This window comes from Ideonella sp., from assembly GCF_036277275.1.
Taxonomy (GTDB): Bacteria; Pseudomonadota; Gammaproteobacteria; order Burkholderiales; family Burkholderiaceae_C; genus Ideonella.
In genome coordinates this window covers 1-19,778 of sequence record NZ_DASUNH010000149.1, presented here as the reverse complement: position 1 = coordinate 19,778, position 19,778 = coordinate 1, and the positions used below count along the sequence as shown (strand labels likewise).

General features: G+C 67.8%; 14 protein-coding genes. 11 read left to right on the top strand and 3 right to left on the bottom strand.

The window, feature by feature from the left end:
• The first annotated feature begins 28 nt into the window (after positions 1-28).
• From VFY73_RS25885 to VFY73_RS25870, 4 genes are read left to right on the top strand one after another with little or no spacing between them, the layout of a single operon-like run.
• Entirely contained in the window at positions 29-1,372 is a 1,344-nt protein-coding gene (locus VFY73_RS25885; protein WP_329724318.1) for a lysine N(6)-hydroxylase/L-ornithine N(5)-oxygenase family protein, read from the top strand.
• Positions 1,369-2,589 carry an MFS transporter gene (locus VFY73_RS25880; RefSeq protein WP_329724316.1) on the top strand — a complete coding sequence of 407 codons (1,221 nt, stop codon included), beginning with the start codon at positions 1,369-1,371 and terminating at the stop codon, positions 2,587-2,589. The genes VFY73_RS25885 and VFY73_RS25880 overlap by 4 nt, the downstream gene beginning before the upstream one ends.
• On the top strand, positions 2,582-3,244 hold the full coding sequence (locus tag VFY73_RS25875; RefSeq protein ID WP_329724314.1) for a GNAT family N-acetyltransferase: 663 nt from the start codon (positions 2,582-2,584) through the stop codon (positions 3,242-3,244). The genes VFY73_RS25880 and VFY73_RS25875 overlap by 8 nt, the downstream gene beginning before the upstream one ends.
• Complete coding sequence (locus VFY73_RS25870) at positions 3,241-5,100, top strand: IucA/IucC family siderophore biosynthesis protein (protein ID WP_329724312.1); 1,860 nt, start codon at positions 3,241-3,243, stop codon at positions 5,098-5,100. Before VFY73_RS25875 ends, VFY73_RS25870 begins: the two co-directional genes overlap by 4 nt.
• 63 nt (positions 5,101-5,163) lie before the next feature.
• On the opposite strand, the gene VFY73_RS25865 is transcribed toward VFY73_RS25870, so the two are convergent.
• Positions 5,164-5,664 carry a sigma-70 family RNA polymerase sigma factor gene (locus VFY73_RS25865; RefSeq protein WP_329724310.1) on the bottom strand — a complete coding sequence of 167 codons (501 nt, stop codon included), beginning with the start codon at positions 5,662-5,664 and terminating at the stop codon, positions 5,164-5,166.
• 258 nt (positions 5,665-5,922) lie between these two features.
• Here VFY73_RS25865 and VFY73_RS25860 point away from each other — a divergent pair, with 258 nt between their 5' ends.
• Genes VFY73_RS25860 through VFY73_RS25835 form a run of 6 tightly spaced genes read left to right on the top strand, consistent with a single transcriptional unit; the run spans position 5,923 to position 16,858 of the window.
• Positions 5,923-9,702 (top strand): DUF4132 domain-containing protein, encoded by a 3,780-nt coding sequence (locus tag VFY73_RS25860; RefSeq protein ID WP_329724308.1) that lies wholly within the window; start codon positions 5,923-5,925, stop codon positions 9,700-9,702.
• Positions 9,703-9,709: 7 nt separating this feature from the next.
• Positions 9,710-10,801, top strand: a complete 1,092-nt coding sequence (locus VFY73_RS25855) for an AAA family ATPase (RefSeq protein WP_329724305.1) — start codon at positions 9,710-9,712, stop codon at positions 10,799-10,801.
• A gap of 9 nt (positions 10,802-10,810) precedes the next feature.
• Entirely contained in the window at positions 10,811-13,159 is a 2,349-nt protein-coding gene (locus VFY73_RS25850) for a DUF5682 family protein (RefSeq protein ID WP_329724303.1), read from the top strand.
• Positions 13,156-14,301, top strand: coding sequence for a VWA domain-containing protein (locus VFY73_RS25845; RefSeq protein WP_329724301.1), 1,146 nt, complete (start codon positions 13,156-13,158; stop codon positions 14,299-14,301). Before VFY73_RS25850 ends, VFY73_RS25845 begins: the two co-directional genes overlap by 4 nt.
• The gene (locus VFY73_RS25840) at positions 14,298-16,298 is read left to right on the top strand and encodes a hypothetical protein (protein WP_329724299.1); all 2,001 of its coding nucleotides are present in this window, start codon (positions 14,298-14,300) and stop codon (positions 16,296-16,298) included. Before VFY73_RS25845 ends, VFY73_RS25840 begins: the two co-directional genes overlap by 4 nt.
• The gene (locus tag VFY73_RS25835) at positions 16,295-16,858 is read left to right on the top strand and encodes a GNAT family N-acetyltransferase (protein ID WP_329724297.1); all 564 of its coding nucleotides are present in this window, start codon (positions 16,295-16,297) and stop codon (positions 16,856-16,858) included. The genes VFY73_RS25840 and VFY73_RS25835 overlap by 4 nt, the downstream gene beginning before the upstream one ends.
• Before the next feature lie 55 nt (positions 16,859-16,913).
• Here the strand turns inward: VFY73_RS25835 and VFY73_RS25830 are convergent, their stop codons facing one another.
• Positions 16,914-17,513 carry a Crp/Fnr family transcriptional regulator gene (locus tag VFY73_RS25830; RefSeq protein ID WP_329724295.1) on the bottom strand — a complete coding sequence of 200 codons (600 nt, stop codon included), beginning with the start codon at positions 17,511-17,513 and terminating at the stop codon, positions 16,914-16,916.
• A gap of 78 nt (positions 17,514-17,591) precedes the next feature.
• Here VFY73_RS25830 and VFY73_RS25825 point away from each other — a divergent pair, with 78 nt between their 5' ends.
• Positions 17,592-18,038, top strand: coding sequence for an isoprenylcysteine carboxylmethyltransferase family protein (locus VFY73_RS25825; protein ID WP_329724293.1), 447 nt, complete (start codon positions 17,592-17,594; stop codon positions 18,036-18,038).
• A 29-nt stretch (positions 18,039-18,067) separates the two neighbouring features.
• On the opposite strand, the gene VFY73_RS25820 is transcribed toward VFY73_RS25825, so the two are convergent.
• Positions 18,068-19,778: transcription-repair coupling factor (locus VFY73_RS25820; protein ID WP_329724291.1), on the bottom strand; the 1,711-nt coding region annotated here is incomplete at its 5' end.

The window sequence follows — 19,778 nt, the reverse complement described above, 5'->3', positions numbered from 1 at the left end:
CTGGTGAAACAGCCTTCACCGGAGCGTCATGCAGAGCGAACCTGTCCACGATGTCATTGCCGTCGGCCTCGGGCCCTTCAACCTGGGGCTCGCCTGCCTGCTGGAGCCGCTGGCCCAGTACCGCTGTCTCTTTCTAGAGCGCCAGCCTGAGTTCAACTGGCACCCGGGCCTGATGCTGCCCGATGCCACGCTGCAGAACCCGTTTCTCGCCGACCTGGTGACGCTGGCCGACCCGACGAGTCGCTTCAGCTACCTCAATCACTGCAAGCAAGACGGGCGGCTGTACCGGCGCTTCATCCGCGAGCAGTACACGCTCACGAGGCGCGAGTACAACCGCTATTGCCAGTGGGCTTGCGCACAGCTGAAGTCGGCCCGCTTCGGCAGCGAGGTACGGCAGATCGAGCACGACGCGACCAGTGGGCTCTACAAAGTCAGCGGTGTCGGGCGCGAGGGGGCGTTCGTCCACCGTGCGCGCAAGCTGGTGTTGGGCATCGGGACTGCGCCGAGCTTTCCGGCCTGCTGCGAACCGCATCAGGCACTGATCCACGGTGGCACCTACCTGCAGCACAAGCGCCGCCTACAGGCCAAGCGTTCGATCACGGTGGTGGGCAGCGGGCAGAGTGGGGCGGAGATCGTGCACGACCTGCTGCGCGAACAAACGCAGCATGGCTACACGCTGCAGTGGATCACCCGGTCGCCGCGCTTCTTTCCGATGGAGTATGCGAAGCTGACGCTCGAGCTGAGCTCGCCGGACTATGCGCAGCACTTCCAGCGTCTGCCGGCGGCGACGCGGCAGCGGCTGCTGCAGGACCAGCGGCCGATCACCCATGGCATCAATGCGCAGCTGATCAACGCCATCTATGACCTGCTGGACGAGCGGGCCCAGGGCGCGAACCTGCGCACTTTCCTGCTGCCAGGGTGCGAGTTGCTGGCTTGTCAGTTCGAGCCCGAGAGTGCGGAGTACGAGCTGCGTTTCAGGCACACCGAGCTGCAACGCCACTACCTGCACCACACCGACGGGCTGATCTTCGCGACGGGCTATGCCCATCGTGTGCCGGTCTTCATCGACGGCCTGCGCCATCGGCTTCGGCTGGACGAGCGAGACCGCTACGACCAGGCACCGAATCACAGCGTGGACGTCACCGGCCGCGAGGTGTTCGTGCAGAACGCCGGCTTTCACGCGCTGGGCTTGACCAGCCCCGACCTGGGCATGAGTTGCCTGCGCAACGCCGCGCTGGTGAAAGAGCTGACGGGTGTCGACCACTACCCGGTCGAAGAGCGAATTGCGCTGCAGCACTTCGAGCCGCCGCTCGGCGGGCCGTTGCAGCACGTGCGCGAAGAGCCCACCGCCATCGGCGAGGTGCTGGTGTGACGCCGATCCTGCGCAACAGCGTCGTCGCGATGTCGGCGCTGGCCTGCTTCAGCGACGCGGTGCTGATCGCTTTCTACCCGCAGTTCTTTGCCCAGCGTTACGGCGTGCTCAGCGAATTCCACACCGGTGCCTATGTCGCCTGTATTTCGCTGGCGGTGATGGTGGCCTTTCCGCTGTGGGCGCGCGTGGCGCGCCGAGTGGAAACGCTGCACCTGCTGGTGTGGACGCAGGCCGCTGCCGGCGTGTTGTGCCTGATGTCGACCCAGGCCGCGCAGCTGTGGCAGTACTGGGCGCTGTCGATGGCGATGTTCGTCTGCAAGAGCAGCTACCTGCTGATGTACCCGTATCTGCTGCGCCTGCAATCGACAGAGCAGCACGCGGGTACGGTGGGCGTGTTGTCGGTGGTAGTCCACCTGGTGGGCATTACCGGTGCGGCGGTCGGCGGTGGGTTGCTGCAGGGCTGGGGGGCTACCGGCTGCCTGGTGTTCATGGCGGCGGGCGACTTCCTGCAGATGGCGGTGTGCGCGTGGCTATTGGTCAGCCGCCGTGCCGTCCGGGTGGTCGACAACTCGAATCGGCCGCCTCACCGCAAGGCCAGCCCGGCCATCTGGCGTCTGGCCGTGTTGATGCTGGTGTTCGACTTCAGCGCCTACCTGGTCGGCCCCTTCTTCACCGGCCATTGGCAAGACCTGACCGGCTCGGCAAACCAGGTGGGGGCGGGCTTGGCTTATGCAGTGCCGGCGGCGATGGCGCTGCTGGGGCTGGGCATGAACCACCGGGCGCGGCGCAACGGCCGCCAGCCGCGCGATGCGCTGCTGTCCAACCTGTTGATCGGTGGTGCGGGCTTGCTGCTGCAGGCCGCACCGTCGGTGCCGCTACTGTTGCTGGGGCGCTGCCTTTTCGGCTGGGCCTTGTTCCAGGGCATCGTGAAGCTGGAGACCAGCGTGTTCAAGCTCAGCACGCCGGACGCTTATGCCACCGACTACGCGCTGGCGAACTTCTTCCAGAACCTGGGTGTGTTGCTCGCATCCTTGGCCGCCGGCTGGCTGGTCGAGGTGATGGGCGTGCCGCTGACCTTCGCCGTGGCGGCGCTGGGGTGGTTGGTCACGGCCTTGCTTTGCCCATGGGCGCTGACGCCCCGCGACCCCGTCGCCGTCGCCGTCGCCGTCGAGACCACCACATCACCGTTGCCGGAGCAACGGGCCCAGCATGCCTAACGTAAAAATTGACTACACCATCCCGCCGGGCGGCTGGCGGCCGCGTGAGGCCGGGATCACACGGCTGCGCGCGCTGCGGCCGGCGTCCGACGCTCCTTGGCTTCACGATTGGTTCACCCAACCGCGGGCCACCTTCTGGGGCATGCAGCAACACACGTTGGCCCAGGTCGAGGCGACGTATGCCGAGCTTGTCGGCTCCGGCCATGCATTGGCGGGCGTTGGCGAGATCGAGGATCGCAGCGCCTTCGTGCTGGAGTGCTATGACCCGGCGCACGACGTGCTCGGCGCGCACTTCGAGGTGCGGCCGGGTGATGTCGGCATGCACTTCTTCGTCGGGCCCGCGCATGCCGGTGCCGGGCCCATCCCCGGCTACACCCGGCACGTGTTCCGTACGCTGATGTGCTTCATCTTCGAGCACCTGGGTGCCTGCCGGGTGGTGGTGGAGCCCGACATCCGCAACCACAAGGTGCATGCGCTGAATGCCGCGATGGGCTTCGAGGTGCATGCCCCGCTGACCCTGCCGCACAAGACGGCGCTGCTGTCGAGCTGCACCCGCGAACAGTTCCGGCGCGCGATGGCGCTGGACTCCCGATTCGATTCCCTGCTTCTTGAACAACCGCTCGAACAACCATTGACCGAGGACTCCGCGACATGACCCGCCAAACCGACACGACCCCTACCGCCGCGCACCTGGCCCCGGAGGTCTGGCACCAAGCCAACCGCCACCTCGTCCGCAAGGCGATCGCCGAGTTTTCGCATGAGCAAGTGCTGGTTCCCGAGACCTTGGGCCCAGCCTCGCGCCAAGGCTGGCAGCGCCACCGCCTGGTGTCGCCCGACGGGCTTGCCGTCTATGAATTCGATGCTCAGCACATGCCGCTGCGGCACTGGCATGTCGACCCGATGTCCGTTGCGAAGACGCTGGACGGGCAAGCTGCGGCGTTGGACGCGCTCGCCTTCATCATCGAGTTCAAGCAGACGCTGGGCCTGAAGCCGGAGCTGCTGCCGATCTACCTGGAGGAGATCAGCAGCACGCTGTATGGCGCGGCCTACAAGCTCGGAACGGGCGAGCGGTCGAGCGCGATGCTGGTCGATGCCGATTTCCAGGCGGTGGAGGCAGCGATGAGTGAAGGCCACCCCGGCTTCGTGGCCAACAACGGCCGCATCGGCTTCGACGCGCGAGACTACGTGGCCTACACGCCCGAAGCCGGGGCGCGGTTTGCCGTGGTGTGGCTGGCCGTGCGCCGCACGCATGCCGAGTTCAATTCAATTTCAGGCCTGAGCCACGAGCAGTTGCTGATTGAGGAGCTGGGGCCGGAGTTGCTGGCGCAGTTCCACGCCAGGCTGCGGGCCATGGACTTGAACGCCGAAGACTATTGGCTGATGCCGGCACACCCCTGGCAATGGGCCAACAAGCTGGCAATGGGTTTCGCGGCCGACGTGGCCAACCGGAACATCGTGTTCCTGGGCGCCAGCGAGGACGAGTACCAGGCGCAACAGTCCATCCGCACTTTCTTCAACATCAGCCAGCCGACCAAGCGCTATGTGAAGACCTCGTTGTCCATCCTCAACATGGGCTTCATGCGCGGGCTGTCGCCGTACTACATGTCGGGCACGCCGGCGATCAACGAATGGGTGCACTCGGTGGTGCAAGGCGACGGGACGCTGCAGGCCTACGGCTTCATGGTGCTGCGCGAAGTGGCATCGCTCGGCTACCGCAACCGCTACATCGAAGCGGCGGTCGACAAGGACAGCGCGTACCGCAAGATGTTCTCGGCGCTTTGGCGCGAAAGCCCGCTGCCGCTGCTGAAGCCGGGGCAGAAGCTGATGTCGATGACGGCGCTGCTGCACGTCGACGCGCAGGGCGAATCGATGCTGGCGCACTTGATCCAGCGCTCGGGGTTGGACGCCACCACCTGGGTGCGACGTTACCTGCGCACCTTCTTGTCGCCGATGCTGCATTGTTTCTACGCGCATGACCTGGTCTTCATGCCGCACGGCGAGAATCTGATCCTCGTGATGGAGGGCCATGTGCCGGTGCGCGCTCTGATGAAGGACATCGCCGAGGAGTGCGCGGTGTTCAACGCAGGCGAGCACCTGACCGAACGCACCGCGCGCATCGCGATCGAGATGCCGGACGAGTTCAAGCTGCTGTTCCTGTTCATCGATGTGTTCGACGGCTACTTCCGTCACCTGCAGCAAGTGCTGGTCGACGCCGAGTGCATGGGCCATCACGAGTTCTGGTCGCTGGTGGCCGAATGCGCGAAGTCCTATCAGCGCGAACATCCGGAGTTCGCGGCCAAGTTCGAGCGCTTCGACCTGTTCCAGCCGACGTTCGCGCATTCATGCCTGAACAGGCTGCAACTGCGCAACAACACCCACATGCTGAACCTGGCAGACCCTGCGTCGGGCCTGACGTTCGCAGATCCGCTGGAGAACCCGATTGCCGGCTGGCGAAGCGGCAGCGCACATCAGGTGGATGCCCGGCGGGACGAGATGGCGCCGGTGGCCTGAGCGGCAGCATGCCGGACATGCCGCCCGTTCGAAGGGCAGTGCGTATGCACTGCCCGGCGCGCATCACTCGGTGGGCAAGGCGGCGCGGCAGCAGTCCATCGCCTGGCGCAGCAGTGCGTGGGCGGTGGAGAGCGACAAGTCCAGCCTCGCCGCCACTTCGCGCAGCGTCAGGCCTTCCAGTTGGTACAGCTCGAACGCGAGGCGAGGGCGCTCCGGCATGCCCGCCAGTGCCTGGCTCAGCAAGGCCAGGTGCTGCCGGCCCATGGCCTGGCGCTCGGGCGATGCGCAAGGGCAGCCCACGTCGTCGAAGCCCTCGCAGGTTTCTTCGAACAGGTTGCCTTCGAGCGCGGACCGGCGGTGCTCGTCGATCGCGAGGTTGCGCACGATGCGATGGCAGTACGACACCGGTTCATTCAGGGGCGCCCGTGGGTACGCCGTGGCCTTGAGGTAGGCGTCGTGCAGCAGGTCATCGGCACGCTGCGCGCAGCCGACGATACGTTGCGCAGTGCGTTTGAGTTGGGGGCGGTGGGTGATGAACACCACCGCCAAAGGATGTGTCGACAAAGGAAGACTCCCTGGAGCTCGGCCGAAGTGGTTGTATTGGAATGAGAAGCATGCGCATTTGAATGGTAGCCGGCGCATGGCCGTTGGCGACGAAAGCACCCGGTGCCGCGATGGTCAAAGTGCGTCTGGCAGCGCCGGCGCCATCGACGTTGCGTCTGTGCCGACGCGACTGCGACCTAACGGCAACCCTGGCCGAACCCTCACCTGGGCGCCGATATAGTCGACCGCAGATCGCACCAACATCGGGAGGGGCAGGGAATGCGGCGATTCGAGCTGATCGAGGGGGCTTCGAACAAGTTCTGGGAAGTCGAGCAGGCCGGTTGCGATGTGACGGTGCGCTTCGGCCGCATCGGCACCAACGGCCAGGCCAAGACCAAGACATTCGCCAGCGATGCCGCGGCGCGCAAGGAGCTGGACTCGCTGGTCAAGGAAAAGACCGGCAAGGGCTACAGCGAGGTCGGGGCGGCCGAAGGGGCCACGCTGCCGGCGGCGGCGCCGGCTCCCTCTGCTGTGGCGAAGGTGGCGAAAGCGGCGGTGGCACCGCAGCCCGCGACTACGCCGGCTCCCGCCGCGCTGGCGGCTGCATCGTCTTCGCCGGCCGCAGGCCCCGCTGTGAGCGACGCGGCCGTGCCGATCGATTGGCCGACCGGCGGCTTCGAATGGACCGAGACCTTGCGCAGCGCGCTGCCAGTCGTGCGAGGCATCCATGTGCCCCCGCTGATCGATGGCCACGCCCTGTTGAAGCAAACCGTCAAGATCGACAGCGATCGGCATGGCTTCCAGGCCCGCCAGTTCGCCGAGCTGGCGCAGGCGATGAACGCCCGCTGGACAGCCTGGGACGCCAGGACGCTGGCCGAGATGATCCAGCCCGAATCGCTGAAGCGCGCCGACCCGGCGTTCTGGCAGGAGCTGTGTGCCCAGAGCCTGTGCGCGCAGGTCGCGTTCGACGCCGCGAGCCAGTTCGGCCCCTACGGCCACTACTACCGCAGCTACGGCCTCGTGTGGGTGACGCACGTCGGCGTGGCGCTGCATGGCCTGCCGTTCATCGTCGAGGTAGCGCTCGACATGGCGCGTGGCGTGCAGGGTGCGCTGAACTACCTCAGCCGGGTGCTCTCGTCGCAATTCGAGGCGCTGCGCCGCGAGATCGCCGGCTGCAACGAAGCCGACCACGACATGGTCATCGCTCTGCTGGACCGGCAGGCTGGCTCCACGCCGCTGGATCGGCTGCTGCGCGCCGAGCTCTGCCCGCACCGCAGCGATTGGGTGGTGGCGAGCATGGCCGATGACTTGTCGCTCGACCAGCTGTACCTGCGCAACGCGGTGGCACCGGCCGAGGCGATGCGCCAGTACCTGAAGAAGAGCGAGCCGTACCACTACACGCACGAAAGCGCGGTGCTGCTGCAGCTGCGCCTGCACGACGCCGGCGCCTTCGAGCTGCTGGCCGATCTGCTGCGTCGTTCGAGCGACCGCGACAACAGCGAGAAGTTCGTGGCGCTGATTGCGCGGCTGCGCACGCCGCAGGTCGTCGGGTTGCTGGTCGAGCTGATCGAGCGCAAGGAGGTCCGCCCGGCGCTGGAGAAACTCGCCGAGCGCTACCCCGCGGCGGTGCTGAAGACGGTGATCGAACACGCGTTGTCGTCGCGCTCGCGCATGGCCGAAGGCTGGGCCGTGCGCCTGGCCCTGCGCGAGCCCGCAGCGTTGGCGCTGGCGCTGCACGCGCTCGGTGCCGGTGAGCGCGAGCGCTTCGAGGCGTTGCTGGCTTCGCTGCAGACGGCCGAGGCGACGGCCGACCAACTGCCGCCGTTGCTGCGCGAGCCGCCCTGGTTGCGCAAGGCGCGTGCCGCCGAGCTGCCGACGATGGCCGTGCTGGCGCGCGCCACGCCAGACCGCATCGAGTGGTCGGCCGAGACGAAGGCGAAGCACGCTGCCTACAAGTTCAGCCCCTGGCGTTTGCAGCGCGCCGCGAACCCGACCGAACATGCGATGACCGAAATGCAGATCACGCCGGCCGGCCAGGCCCGCGTGATGGCCGGCCAGCCGCTGCAGGCCGACGACATCAAGCTCAGCAAGTCGTACTACTACGGCGAGTCGCCCGAGATCGTGCTGATCTTTCCGGATGCCGCCGGGCTGGCGCTGTGGAACAGCTACCCCGGCAAGTACTGGTACAGCTACAGCGACCTCGAATCGCCGATCTCGGCCATCCTGGCCCGGCACGGCGAGGCGGCGATACCCGGGCTGGTGAACTTCGCGCAGTCGAATGCGGAGGCCGGCCTGGCCATCGCGTTGCAGATCGACAGTGCCCAGCTCGTGCCGGTGGCGTTGCATGGGTTTCGCAACCTGAAGAAAGCCAAGGCCCCCGCGATGGCCTGGCTGCGCGCGCATGCCGTGACGGCGCTGACCGCGGCGCTGCCGCTGGCCTTCGGCAAGGACAAGACCCAGCGCGACAACGCGCAGTTCGGCGTGCGCTGGCTGGCGACCAACGGCTGCGAGCAGCAGGCCCGCGAGGTGGCGGCCTCCTACGGCGAGGAGATGACGCAGGCCCTGCAGGCTTTGCTGGATGCCGACCCGTTGCTCGTGCTGCCAAGCCGCATGCCCAAGCTGCCGATGTTCTTCGTCGCGCCGTCGTTCCGCCGCCCGGTGCTGCGCGACAGCGGCGAAGCGCTGCCGGTGAGCGCGATGGAGCACATCGGCACGATGCTGGCGATCAGCAAGCTCGAGGCGCCGTACCCGGGCCTGGCCATCGTCAAGGAGGCATGCACGCCGGCTTCGCTGGCCGAGTTCGCATGGGATCTGTTCGAAGCCTGGATGACCGCCGCGGCGCCGAGCAAGGATTCATGGGCTTTTGCGGCGCTGGGCCTGCTGGGCGACGATGAAACGGCGCGGCGGCTGGCACCCCGCATCCGCGAATGGCCGGGCGAATCGGCGCACCAGCGTGCGGTGACCGGGCTGGACCTGCTGGCCGCCATCGGCAGCGATGTGGCGCTGATGCACCTGAACGGCATCGCCGGCAAGGTGAAGTTCAAGGCGCTGCAAGACCGCGCCAAGGAAAAGATCGCCGCCGTGGCCGAAGCCCGCGGGTTCACGGCGGCCGAGCTGGCCGACCGGCTGGTGCCCGACCTGGGCCTGGACGAGCAGGGCACGCTGGCGCTGGATTTCGGGCCGCGCCAATTCTTCGTCGGGTTCGACGAGACCTTGAAGCCCTTCGTGAAGGACGCTCAGGGCGTGCGCCTGAAGGACCTGCCCAAGCCGATCAAGAGCGACGACGCGGCGCTGGCCGAAGCTGCGACCGATCGCTTCAAGCAACTGAAGAAGGACGCCAAGGCCATCGCCAGCCTGCAGGTGACGCGGCTGGAAATGAGCATGACCGAGCGCCGCCGCTGGACGGCCACGGACTTCAGACTGTTCTTCCTCGAACACCCGCTGACGCGTCACCTGGCGGCGCGCCTGGTCTGGGGCGTGTACGACGCCAATGGGACACTGGCGAGCGGCTTTCGCATCGCCGAAGACTGGACGTTGGCCGACGCCGAAGACTCGCAGACCGAGTTGCCGGACGGCGCGAGCGTCGGCATCGTCCACGTGCTCGAGATGCCGCCGGCGATGCAGGCAGCCTTCGGGCAGATCTTCGCCGACTACGAGATCTTGCAGCCGTTCAAGCAACTGGGCCGAGAGACTTACACGCTGACGCCCGACGAGCTGAAGAGCAGCGAGATCAAGCGCTTCGAGCACAAGACCGTGGCCACCGGCAGCGTGATGGGCCTGATCAACCGGGGCTGGGAGCGAGGCGAGGCGCAAGACGCCGGCTGGGTCGGCTGGTTCAGCAAGCGTGTCGCCGACGGCCTGCAGGTCGATCTCGAGCTCGACCCCGGCACGATCGTTGGCGACATCAGCTATGAGCCGAAGCAGCGCATTCCGAAGATCGTGCTGCGGCACACCGGCACCTGGGACAGCCAGGGCCATGCCAATTTCGAGCGCCTGGACCCGATCGCTGCCAGCGAAGTGCTGCGCGACGCCGATTTGCTCGCACCGCTGAAGGAGTAGCCCCGCCATGACCGCGAAGAAGACGACGGCGCGCATCCAGCGGCCACCCGCCGAGCAGCTGTATGCAGACGAGCTGGCCCAGCTCGCCAAGAGCGACAAGGGGCCGGTGCCGCCGGGCTGGCGGTTGTCGATGAAGGCGGTGATGCAGTTCATCGGCGGTGGCCCGGGCATCCGCCGCAAGATCGTCTGCGCGCCGAGCCTGGTCGAGCGGGCGATGGTCACGCTGGCGTCGAACCGCGCATTGCTGCTCGTCGGCGAGCCGGGTACGGCGAAGAGCCTGCTGTCCGAGCTGCTCGCGGCCGCCGTGTGCGGCACCAGCACCTTGACGATCCAGGGCAGTGCCGCGACCACCGAAGACCAGATCAAGTACGGCTGGAACTATGCGCTGCTGCTCAACGAAGGCCCGAGCCACCGCGCGCTGGTGCCTTCGCCGCTGTACCGCGCGCTGCGAGAAGGCCGGATCGTGCGCTTCGAAGAGATCACGCGCTGCCCGCCCGAGGTGCAGGACGGCTTGTTGTCGATCCTTTCCGAGCGCTTGCTGATGGTGCCGGAGCTGGCCGAAGACAACGCGGTGTTCGCGGTGCCCGGCTTCAACCTGATCGCCACCGCCAACACCCGCGACCGCGGCGTCAACGAGATGTCGGCGGCGTTGAAGCGCCGCTTCTCGTTCGAGACGGTGTTCCCGATCGCCGACTACGACGAGGAGCTGGCGCTGGTGCGTTCAGAGCTGGCACGGCTGCTCGCGCAGGATCAACTGGCCGTGACGCCGCAAGACGACGTGCTGGAGGTGCTGGTCACCACCTTCCGCGAGCTGCGCACGGGGCTCGACAAGGACGGCAACGCCGGCGAACGGCTGTCGACCGTCGTCAGCACGGCCGAGGCCGTCAGCGTGGCGCATGCGGTGGCGCTGCGGGGGCACTACCTGCGCGGCGATGCGGGCCAGCCCGGCGACATCGTCGAGGCACTCGCGGGTGCGGCGGCCAAGGACAACCCTGAAGATCTGAAGAAGATCCGCCGCTACATCGAGCAACGCGCCAGCCGCCGCAAGGGCGAGCATTGGCAGGCGTTCCACGCGGCGCGCCACTTGCTGCCTGAGTAACCGCCGTTCGTGAGCACCGTCCGCGTCATCGGCGTGCGCCACCACAGCCCGGCTTGCGCCCGGCTGGTGGCGCACGCGATCGCGCAAGATCGACCGCAGGCCATCCTGATCGAAGGGCCGAGCGATTTCAACCCGCGCATCGGCGAGCTGCTGCTCGACCACCAGTTGCCGCTGGCGCTGTACAGCTACGCCAACGAGGCGGACCAGGCGGCCCAATGCTGGTTCCCGCTGCTCGACTACTCGCCAGAGTGGGTGGCGCTGCGCGAAGGCCACGCCATCGGCGCTGTGCTGCGCTTCATGGACCTGCCGCACTGGCGCTACCGCACGCTGCCCGATGCGCAGCGCCGGACGGCGGGGCAGATCAGCACACGCTCTCGCTACGGCCAGGTGGTCGATCGGCTGTGCCGCCGCTTCGCCTGCGACAGCGACGACGCGCTGTGGGACCACCTGTTCGAGTCGGTTCCTGCCGAGGCCCAAGCCGACCTGGCGCAGCGCCTCGAACTCTACTTTGCCGAGCTGCGCGGCGACGACCCCGGCACCGAACAGGACCAGGCGCGTGAGCAACACATGTCGCAATGGCTGGTCTGGGCCTCATCGAATTTCGAGCGGGTATTGGTCGTTTGCGGTGGCTGGCACAAGCCAGCGTTGGAGCGCGTGATCGTTGCAGGCGGCGCGCCGACTGCGGCCGCCGAACCCGATGTGCCGCAACCGCTGAACGAGCGGGCCGCCGGTTGTTACCTGGTGCCGTTCGAATACCGCCAGGTCGACGCGCTCGGTGGCTACGCCGCCGGCATGCCCTCGCCGATGTACTACCAGTGGGTTTGGCAGCACGGTGTGGGCGTCGCGGGTGACCGTGCCGTCGCGAAGGTGGTGTCGCGCCTGCGCCGGGCACAGGTGGCGCTGTCGACCGCGGACCTGATGGCCTTCGAGCGCACCGGCACTGCGTTGGCAGGCTTGCGTGGTCACGCTGCGCCGCTGCGCGTCGACTTGCTCGATGCGTTGCAGTCTGCCGTCGTCAAGGAGGCGCTGGAGACACCCGCCCCCTGGAGCGGCGCGCGGCGGCTGCACGCCCATCACCACCCGGTGCTGCGCGAAGCGCTGCTCGCCCTGACAGGCGACGGCGCCGGCCGCCTGCATGGCGACACGCCGCTGCCGCCGTTGCTGCACGACGTGCGCCAGCGCATGGCCGAGCAAGCGCTGGAAATCGGCCGCGATCCGCGCAAATTGATGCTCGACCGTCGCCGGGGCGAGGACGCGCCGCGGGCCCATGTGCTTTGGCAACTGCACTGCCTGCAGGTGAGCGGCGTGCAACTGGTCGAAACCAAGGCGCCGAAGGCCGCGCGTGGCCTGGCGCGTGAACTCAACTTCGAAGAGCACTGGCGACTGCACCAGAACGAACGCTGGTACCCGGACCTGATCGAAGCGGCGGTGCACGGCGCGACGCTCGAATCGGCCGCGCGGCAGTGCCTGCTGCGCCAGGTGGCCGACGCGCATGGCGATGCTGCCCAGTTGGCGCAATGCCTGATGCAGGCCATCCGAGCCGGGCTGTTCGACATGGGGCGCGACCTGGTCGGCCAGTTGCGCGATGGCATCACCGAAAGCCACGACCACGGTGCCCTGGCGCAGGCCGCGCAACTGCTGGCCGGCGTGGTGCAGGCCGGCTTCTGGGGCGAAGATCCGCGCGAGCTGCTCGAAGGCACGCTGGCATTGATGGCTGAGCGCTTGTTGTGGCTGCTCGAAGGCCGTGACGGCGCCGGCAGCCCACAGCAGATGGCAGCCGACGTGGGCGCTGCGGCGGTGTTCGATACCCTGCTGCGTCTGAGCCTGCCGGCACTGGACGCCGCTTTCGTGGGCCAGACATTGGCACGCCTGGCCCACGCGGGCTCGAAGCCGCCGGCCTTGCGCGGCGCGGTGCTCGGCGTGGCTTGCCAACACGGTGCGCTGGCTGGCGGCGACGCGCAGGCCGCGCGTGACGAGGTGATTGCGCTGACACGCGCGATGCCGCCGCGCGACGCGCTGGGCGACTTTCTCTATGGCTTGTTCTCGTGTGCCCGCGCACTGGCCACCGAGACCGACGGCATCGTGCGGGCGATCCACGCCGCGCTCGACGGCATGGGGGTCGAGGACTTTCTCGTCGCGTTGCCGGCACTGCGTGCCGCGATCGGCTGGTTTCCGCCCCGGGAGCGCGGCGCACTGGCTGCCCATGTCGCCAAGCTGCTGGGCTTGCATGCGGGTCAGCAACAGCGTCTGCTGAGTTTGCGCGAGGGGGCCGAAGCCTTGCTCGACACCCGCCGCGTCGAAGCCCAGGCTTTGGCGTGGGCGCGCGAAATCGGCTTGTTGCCGGGTGCGGCGCCATGAGGAAGCCGCTGCCTGAACTCGACGCTGCCGAGCGCTGGCGCCTGCTGCTCGGCGAGGCCGGCAGCGCCAGCCTGGGGGCGTGCGGCGGCACGGCCGGTGGCATGGACCGTGCGCTGGCGTGGCTCTATGGGCGCGACGACAGCTCGCAGGGAAACCGCAGTCCCGATGACGTGCTGGACCGTCATGGCGGCATCGGCCCATCGCCCATCACCGTGCCGGAGTGGATCAACCAGATCCACGAGCTGTTCCCGAAGGAGACGATCGAGCGGCTGGAGCGCGACGCCATCGAACGCTACGGCATCGACGAGGTGGTGACCAATCTCGACGTGCTCGAACGCGCGACACCGAACCCCGCGTTGCTGCAGGCCGTGATGCGCACCAAGCACTTGATGAACCCGCAGGTACTGGCGATGGCGCGCAAGCTGGTCGAGAAGGTGGTGCACGAGCTGATCGAGAAACTCGCGAAACAGGTGCAGCGCGCGTTCACCGGGGCACGCAAGCCGCAACAGCTGAGCCTGCAGGGATCGGCGAACCAGTTTGCAGCGCGAGAAACGCTCAAGCGAAACCTGCGCCACTATGACCCGCAGCGCCGACGGCTGGTGATCCAGAAACCGCTGTTCCATGTCAACACGCGCCGTGTGCTGGAGCCCTGGCAGGTGTTCCTGCTGGTCGACCAGAGCGGCAGCATGCTGAACTCGGTCATCCACTCGGCCGTGACCGCCGCGTGCCTGTGGGGCCTGCCGGGCATCAAGACCCACCTGATCGCCTTCGACACCGAGGTGGTCGACCTGAGCGAGAGCGTCAACGACCCGGTCGAGGTGCTGATGGGCGTGCAGCTTGGCGGAGGCACCTGCATCGGCAAAGCCGTGGGCTACGCCGCCGAGCACATCAGCGTGCCGCGGCGTGCCATCGTCGTCATCGTCAGCGATTTCTATGAAGGCATGTCCGAGCATGTGCTGATCGGGCATGTGCGTGCGCTGGTCGCGCAGGGCAGCATCGTGCTCGGGCTGGCAGCGCTCGATGAGCGGGCCGACCCGGTCTACGACAAGGAACTGGCCGGCAAACTGGTGGAGGCCGGTGCGCATGTGGGTGCGATGACACCGGGCCAACTGGCAACGTGGTTGGCGGAGAAGCTGAAGTGAGCGCTGTTCGCGCCGACCTGCTGCTGCTGTCGCCGGAAGCGCTGTCGCATGCCGCCAATGCCGGCATCGTCAAGCGTGCGGTGCGCGAGCTGGCCGGCGGCTATCGACCGAAGTTGTTGGTGGATACCGCTGGCGAGATCGAGGCGGCGTTCGACGACGGCGTCTCGTGCCGCTGGCCGCCGGGCGTGGTGATCCAGAACGTACGCTGCAGCTGCGGCGCGGCTGGCGTCTGCCGCCACCGGGTGATCGTGGCGTTGGCCTACCGCGAATCGGTCACCGCGGACGCTGCCGAGCCGGCGCCGGTCGTGGCTCCGGTGGCGAATGCCGGCGACGACGCGCTGGCGCGGCTCATCCCGGCCTCGCTGCTGATCGAAGCCCGCTCGCAGCGCGATGCCGGCGTCAGCATCGAGGTGCGTCGGCGCGTCGGCGGCGAGCCCTGCGACACCGCACGGCTGCCCAGCGCCACGGTGCGCTATTGGGGTGGCGCTGCGCTCGAGACAGCACGTTGCGACTGCTTGCGGGCATCGGCCTGCGAACACGTGGCGCTCGGCGTCTGGGCGTTCCGTGCGGCCGACGAACAAGACTCGGCCGCTGCCCAGCTCACCGTTCGGCTGGGCGCACCGGGGCAGCGCCACGCCATCGACCGGGCGCCATTCGATCAACTTGTCGAAGCGGTCGTCCGCCATGGGGTGGCGCGCGGCGGTGCGGCGTTGATGCAGCCGCTGTCATCGGCACGCCTCGCCGCGGCCGATGCTGCCTGGATTTCGCTGGTGGTCGCCGACCTGGAGGCCTGGTGCGAGGCCTATGCGAAACGAAGCGCCTTGTACGACGCGGTGCAAGGCGTGGACCTGCTGGCCGAGCTGACGCTGCGCCTGACGGCCGGCGGGCTGCCCGGCAGTGGAGGGGCCGTGCTCGGCATCGGCCAATCGGGCGAGACTGCACTGGATCGGCTGCGCCTGATGTGCCTGGGCGCGCGCACGCAGCGCGACGGCGAAGGCCGGCGCACCACGCTGGTGATGGCCGACATCGACACCGGCACACGCCTGGTGATCACGCACGACTGGCAGGTGCCCGAGGCGCGCGCGGCCGACGAAGCGACGTTGCGCGCCGCCGAGCGGCTGGCACCGGGCGTTCGCCTCGAAGCACTGGCGCAAGGCCAATTGCTGGCCCAGCAGGCGGCGCGCCGGCCAGATGGCAGCGTTCGGCTGGCGCGTGCACGCAGCTCGCAGAACAGTGTGCTGCCCCAATCGGCGGACTGGGCCCAGCTTGGCAGCCCGGTGCGTTTCGACAGCGTGGCCGCCTTGCGCGCTGAACAGATGGCGCACCCGAACGCGGCGCTGCAGCCCCGGCACGCGGCGCGGCGCTTCGTCGTCTTCAGCCCGACCGAGGTGGACGAGCCCGTCTACGACGCGAACTCGCAATGCGTGGTGATGGTCCTTCGCGATGCCCAGGGCGAGCCGTTGTTGCTGCAGCGCGTCCACGAACGGCACACGCCCCATGCGCTGGACGCCATCGCCGCGGCGGGGACGGGACGGCACGGTGACCTGCGACACGTGGCGGGCGTCTTGAGCTGGCACCACGGCGTGCCCAGCCTGGACCCATGGGCCATTGGCTGTGATGGCGTGGTCGTGCCCGACTTCGCCGGCGCCGCAGGCGCGTTGCGGGGCTTGCCGCTGGGCATCGCTCAACTGGGCGGCGACGATCCGTGCGCACGACACCTGGAATCGCTGCGTCAGCACCTGGCCACGCTGCTGCACCATGGCCTCGCGGGGTTGCCGCGGGCCTGGCCCGCCGATACGACGGCACTCGCCCAGCGGCTCGACGCCGACGGGCTGCGCGCGTTGTCCCAGCGTCTGCGCGCGCTGGGCCCGGAAGTGGCAACTGCCCAGGCCAACCCGGCAGGGGCCAGACTCGCCCCGGCCTTGATGCAACTGCTGGCGCTGCGCCAGTTGCACGCCGACGCGACGACACTTGACCAACCGCCCCGCGACCCATGACCCCGACACCCGACCGCAACCGCATGGGCACGACCGTGGCCCAGCCTCTGTTTCGCCTGGTGGACTTGAGTGTGGACCGGGATGCGCTGTTTCGGCTCACGGTCGAGTACATGGTCTGGGTCACCCAAGGGATCGCCGACTACGAAAAGGCGGCTGATGCGCCGTCGGTGGCTTCTGTCGAGCGTTATGTGGCGGCGAGCTTCGACTCGATGTGCAGCAAGCGCCCGCCGGACGGCGCGTTCTATCTGGTCGAGTTGGGCGGTGCCTTGGCTGGCATGTGCGGCCTGCGGCAGATTGCCCCGGGCGTGGCGGAGCTCAAGCGGATCTACGTGCGGCCGTCACACCGCGGCCGACGTTTGGGCGAGGCGATGCTGCAGCGGCTGATCGACGATGCCTGCGCGTTTGGCTGCGAGAAGGCGGTGCTGGACTCGGCGCCGTTCATGCAGGCGGCGCACCGGCTCTATGCGGCCGCCGGTTTCACGGATTGCCCGGCATACCCGGGCAGCGAGGCGCCGCAGCGCCTGCTGGGCGTGTGGCGTTTCATGGAGCGGCGGCTGTAGGGCCGGGGCGGACTGCCCGGCGCCGGCCTCGAAGAGGTCCTGACGGGAGCGAACCTCAGGCCAGCCGCCCACTGCGCTGCAGCCTCGCCTTGATCCGGCTCAACGCCACCGGTGTCACCCGGACGTAGCTCGCGATGTCACGCTGTCGCAGGATCCTCGCGAGCTTGGGGTGGCTGCCCAGGAAGGCTAGGTACCGGTCTTCGGGCGACAGGGTGAGGAGTTCCATCTCGCGCCGCTCCTTGCGTTGGCCGTACAACTTGAAGGCCTGGCTCAGCGCACGTTGCCAGGCGCCGTGTCGATCCGCCAGTTGCTGAATCGACCGGAAGTCGATCTGTTCGACCAGCGTCTCGGTCTCGGCGTAGGCCGAATAGCTCGTCAGTCCGCCGTCTTCGAGCGCGGTGAGGCTGGCGAAGCAGATGCCAGCCTCGGCGAAGCCCTTGATCCAGGCATCGCCGGACGGTGTTTCGTAGACCATCTTGATCACGCCGGTGGTGACGACGAAGACGCAGGGTTGGGGCTGACCCGCGAGAAACAGCGCTTGGCCCGGTGGCAGGCGGCGCTCGGCAATCGAGGCGGTCAGGGCAGGCCCATCGGGCAGCTCGCAACCGGAGAGGCGACAGAAGACGTCGAAGGCAGTCGTGGCGGACGCGCTCATGCTGTTAACTTGGGTTATCGAGATCTGCGGCGGCGGCGCAGCACACTCGGGCGCCGTGTACATCTTGAGACCTGACCGATGCGCTTTCTTCTGTTGCCGCCCATTGCCCTTGTCATGCTCGCCGGCCTGATGCTGGCCCTGCATCGGACCGTGCCGGTCATGGGCGTCGTTCCCTCGCCGTTCAACTGGGCGGGCATGGTGCCGATCGTGGCCGGCCTGGGGCTGGCGAACTGGCATGCGCGGCTGTTTCGACGAATCGGCACCAACATCAACACCTTCGGTGACCCCGACAAGCTCACGACCGAGGGGCTCTTCGGCCGCTCCCGCAACCCAATGTACCTGGGCATGCTGGCCTGCCTGATCGGCACGGCCATCCTGCTGGGATCATTGACCCCCTGGGTCGGGCCCGTGGCCTTCTTCGTCATCGCGAACCTCTGGTACATCCCGCTGGAAGAGCGGGCGATGGCCAGAAAGTTCGGGCCTGCCTATGCTGAATACCGGCAACGCGTCCGCCGCTGGTTGTGAGCTGAAACCGGGGCCAGCGCCCGTGGCGATCATGCCGCCGTGGGCTGCCCCAACGCCCGCAACGTGTCCCTGACGAACTGCGCCCGCTCACGCGGCTCGGCGATCTCGCGTTCGATGCGCAGCTTGTCGTTGCCGGCGAGTTTGATGTGGCGGTTCTTCTGCACCAGCTCGATGATGCGCATCGCGTCGATCGGCGGGTTGGGGCGGAAGGTGATGTTCATCAGGCGCGGGCCGGCGTCGATCTTCTGCACGCCGTAGGGCTTGGCGAGGATGCGCAGGCGGTGGGTGTCGAACAGCGTCTGGCCCTGCGTGGGCAGCTTGCCGAAGCGGTCGGTGACCTCTTCGAGCAATGCGTCCAGGTGCTCGGCGCGCTCGGCGGTGGCCAGGCGCTTGTACAGGCTCAGGCGCATGTGCACATCGCCACAGTAGGCGTCTGGCAGCAGGGCCGGGGCGTGCAGGTTGATCTCGGTCGTGCTGCCGAAAACGCCGCTGGTGGGTGACAGCAGGTCGGGCTCCTGGCCGTTCTTCAGCGCGCGCACGGCTTCGCTCAGCATGTCGTTGTAGAGCTGGAAGCCGACCTCCATCATGTTGCCGCTCTGGTTGTCGCCCAGCACCTCGCCGGCACCGCGGATCTCCAGGTCGTGCATCGCGAGGTAGAAGCCCGAGCCCAGTTCTTCCATCTCCTGGATCGCTTCGAGCCGCTGGGCCGCTTGCTTGGTCAAGCCCTCGACATCGGGCACCAGGAGGTAGGCGTAGGCCTGGTGGTGGCTGCGGCCGACGCGGCCGCGCAGCTGGTGCAACTGCGCCAGGCCGAACTTGTCGGCTCGGCTGATGACGATGGTGTTGGCGCTCGGCACATCGATGCCGGTCTCGATGATGGTCGAGCACAGCAGCAGGTTGTGGCGTTGGGCCACGAAGTCGCGCATCACGCGTTCGAGCTCGCGCTCGGGCATCTGGCCGTGGGCGACGGCGATGCGCGCCTCAGGGATCAGCTCCTGCAGCTTCTGGCGCCGGTTCTCGATCGTCTCGACCTCGTTGTGCAGGAAGTAGACCTGGCCGCCGCGCTTCAACTCACGCAGCACCGCCTCGCGGATCGTGCTGGTACCTTCGTTGCGGACGAAGGTCTTGATCGCGAGGCGGCGCTGCGGCGCAGTGGCGATCACGCTCAGGTCACGCAGGCCTTCGAGCGCCATGCCCAGCGTGCGCGGGATGGGCGTGGCGGTCAGCGTCAACACATCGACCTCGGCACGCATGGCCTTGATCGCCTCTTTGTGGCGCACACCGAAGCGGTGCTCTTCGTCGATGATCAGCAGGCCCAGGCGCTTGAACTTCACGTCCTTGCTGAGCAGCTTGTGGGTGCCGACGACGATGTCGACGGTACCGGCCTCCATGCCGTCCAACGCGGCCTGCACCTCCTTGGTGGTGCGAAAGCGGCTCAATTCGGCCACCTTGACCGGCCACTTGCCGAACCGATCTGACAGCGTCTGGTAGTGCTGTTCGGCCAGCAGCGTGGTCGGCGCGAGCAGGGCGACCTGCTTGCCGCCGTGCACCGCCACGAAGGCAGCCCGCAGCGCGACCTCGGTCTTGCCGAAACCCACGTCGCCGCAGACCAGGCGGTCCATCGGCTTGGGGCTGATCATGTCCTGGATCACCGCGTGGATCGCGGCGCGCTGGTCGGGCGTTTCTTCGAAGCCGAAGCTGGCGGCGAACGCCTCGTAGTCGTGCGGCGAGAAGCGGTGC

Coding starts and splice junctions, on each gene's coding strand:
- VFY73_RS25870 (WP_329724312.1), top strand. CDS start 3,241: ATGACCCGCCAAACCGACACGACCCCTACCGCCGCGCACCTGGCCCCG.
- VFY73_RS25875 (WP_329724314.1), top strand. CDS start 2,582: ATGCCTAACGTAAAAATTGACTACACCATCCCGCCGGGCGGCTGGCGG.
- VFY73_RS25885 (WP_329724318.1), top strand. CDS start 29: ATGCAGAGCGAACCTGTCCACGATGTCATTGCCGTCGGCCTCGGGCCC.
- VFY73_RS25860 (WP_329724308.1), top strand. CDS start 5,923: ATGCGGCGATTCGAGCTGATCGAGGGGGCTTCGAACAAGTTCTGGGAA.
- VFY73_RS25835 (WP_329724297.1), top strand. CDS start 16,295: ATGACCCCGACACCCGACCGCAACCGCATGGGCACGACCGTGGCCCAG.
- VFY73_RS25825 (WP_329724293.1), top strand. CDS start 17,592: ATGCGCTTTCTTCTGTTGCCGCCCATTGCCCTTGTCATGCTCGCCGGC.
- VFY73_RS25830 (WP_329724295.1), bottom strand. CDS start 17,513: ATGAGCGCGTCCGCCACGACTGCCTTCGACGTCTTCTGTCGCCTCTCC.
- VFY73_RS25845 (WP_329724301.1), top strand. CDS start 13,156: ATGAGGAAGCCGCTGCCTGAACTCGACGCTGCCGAGCGCTGGCGCCTG.
- VFY73_RS25855 (WP_329724305.1), top strand. CDS start 9,710: ATGACCGCGAAGAAGACGACGGCGCGCATCCAGCGGCCACCCGCCGAG.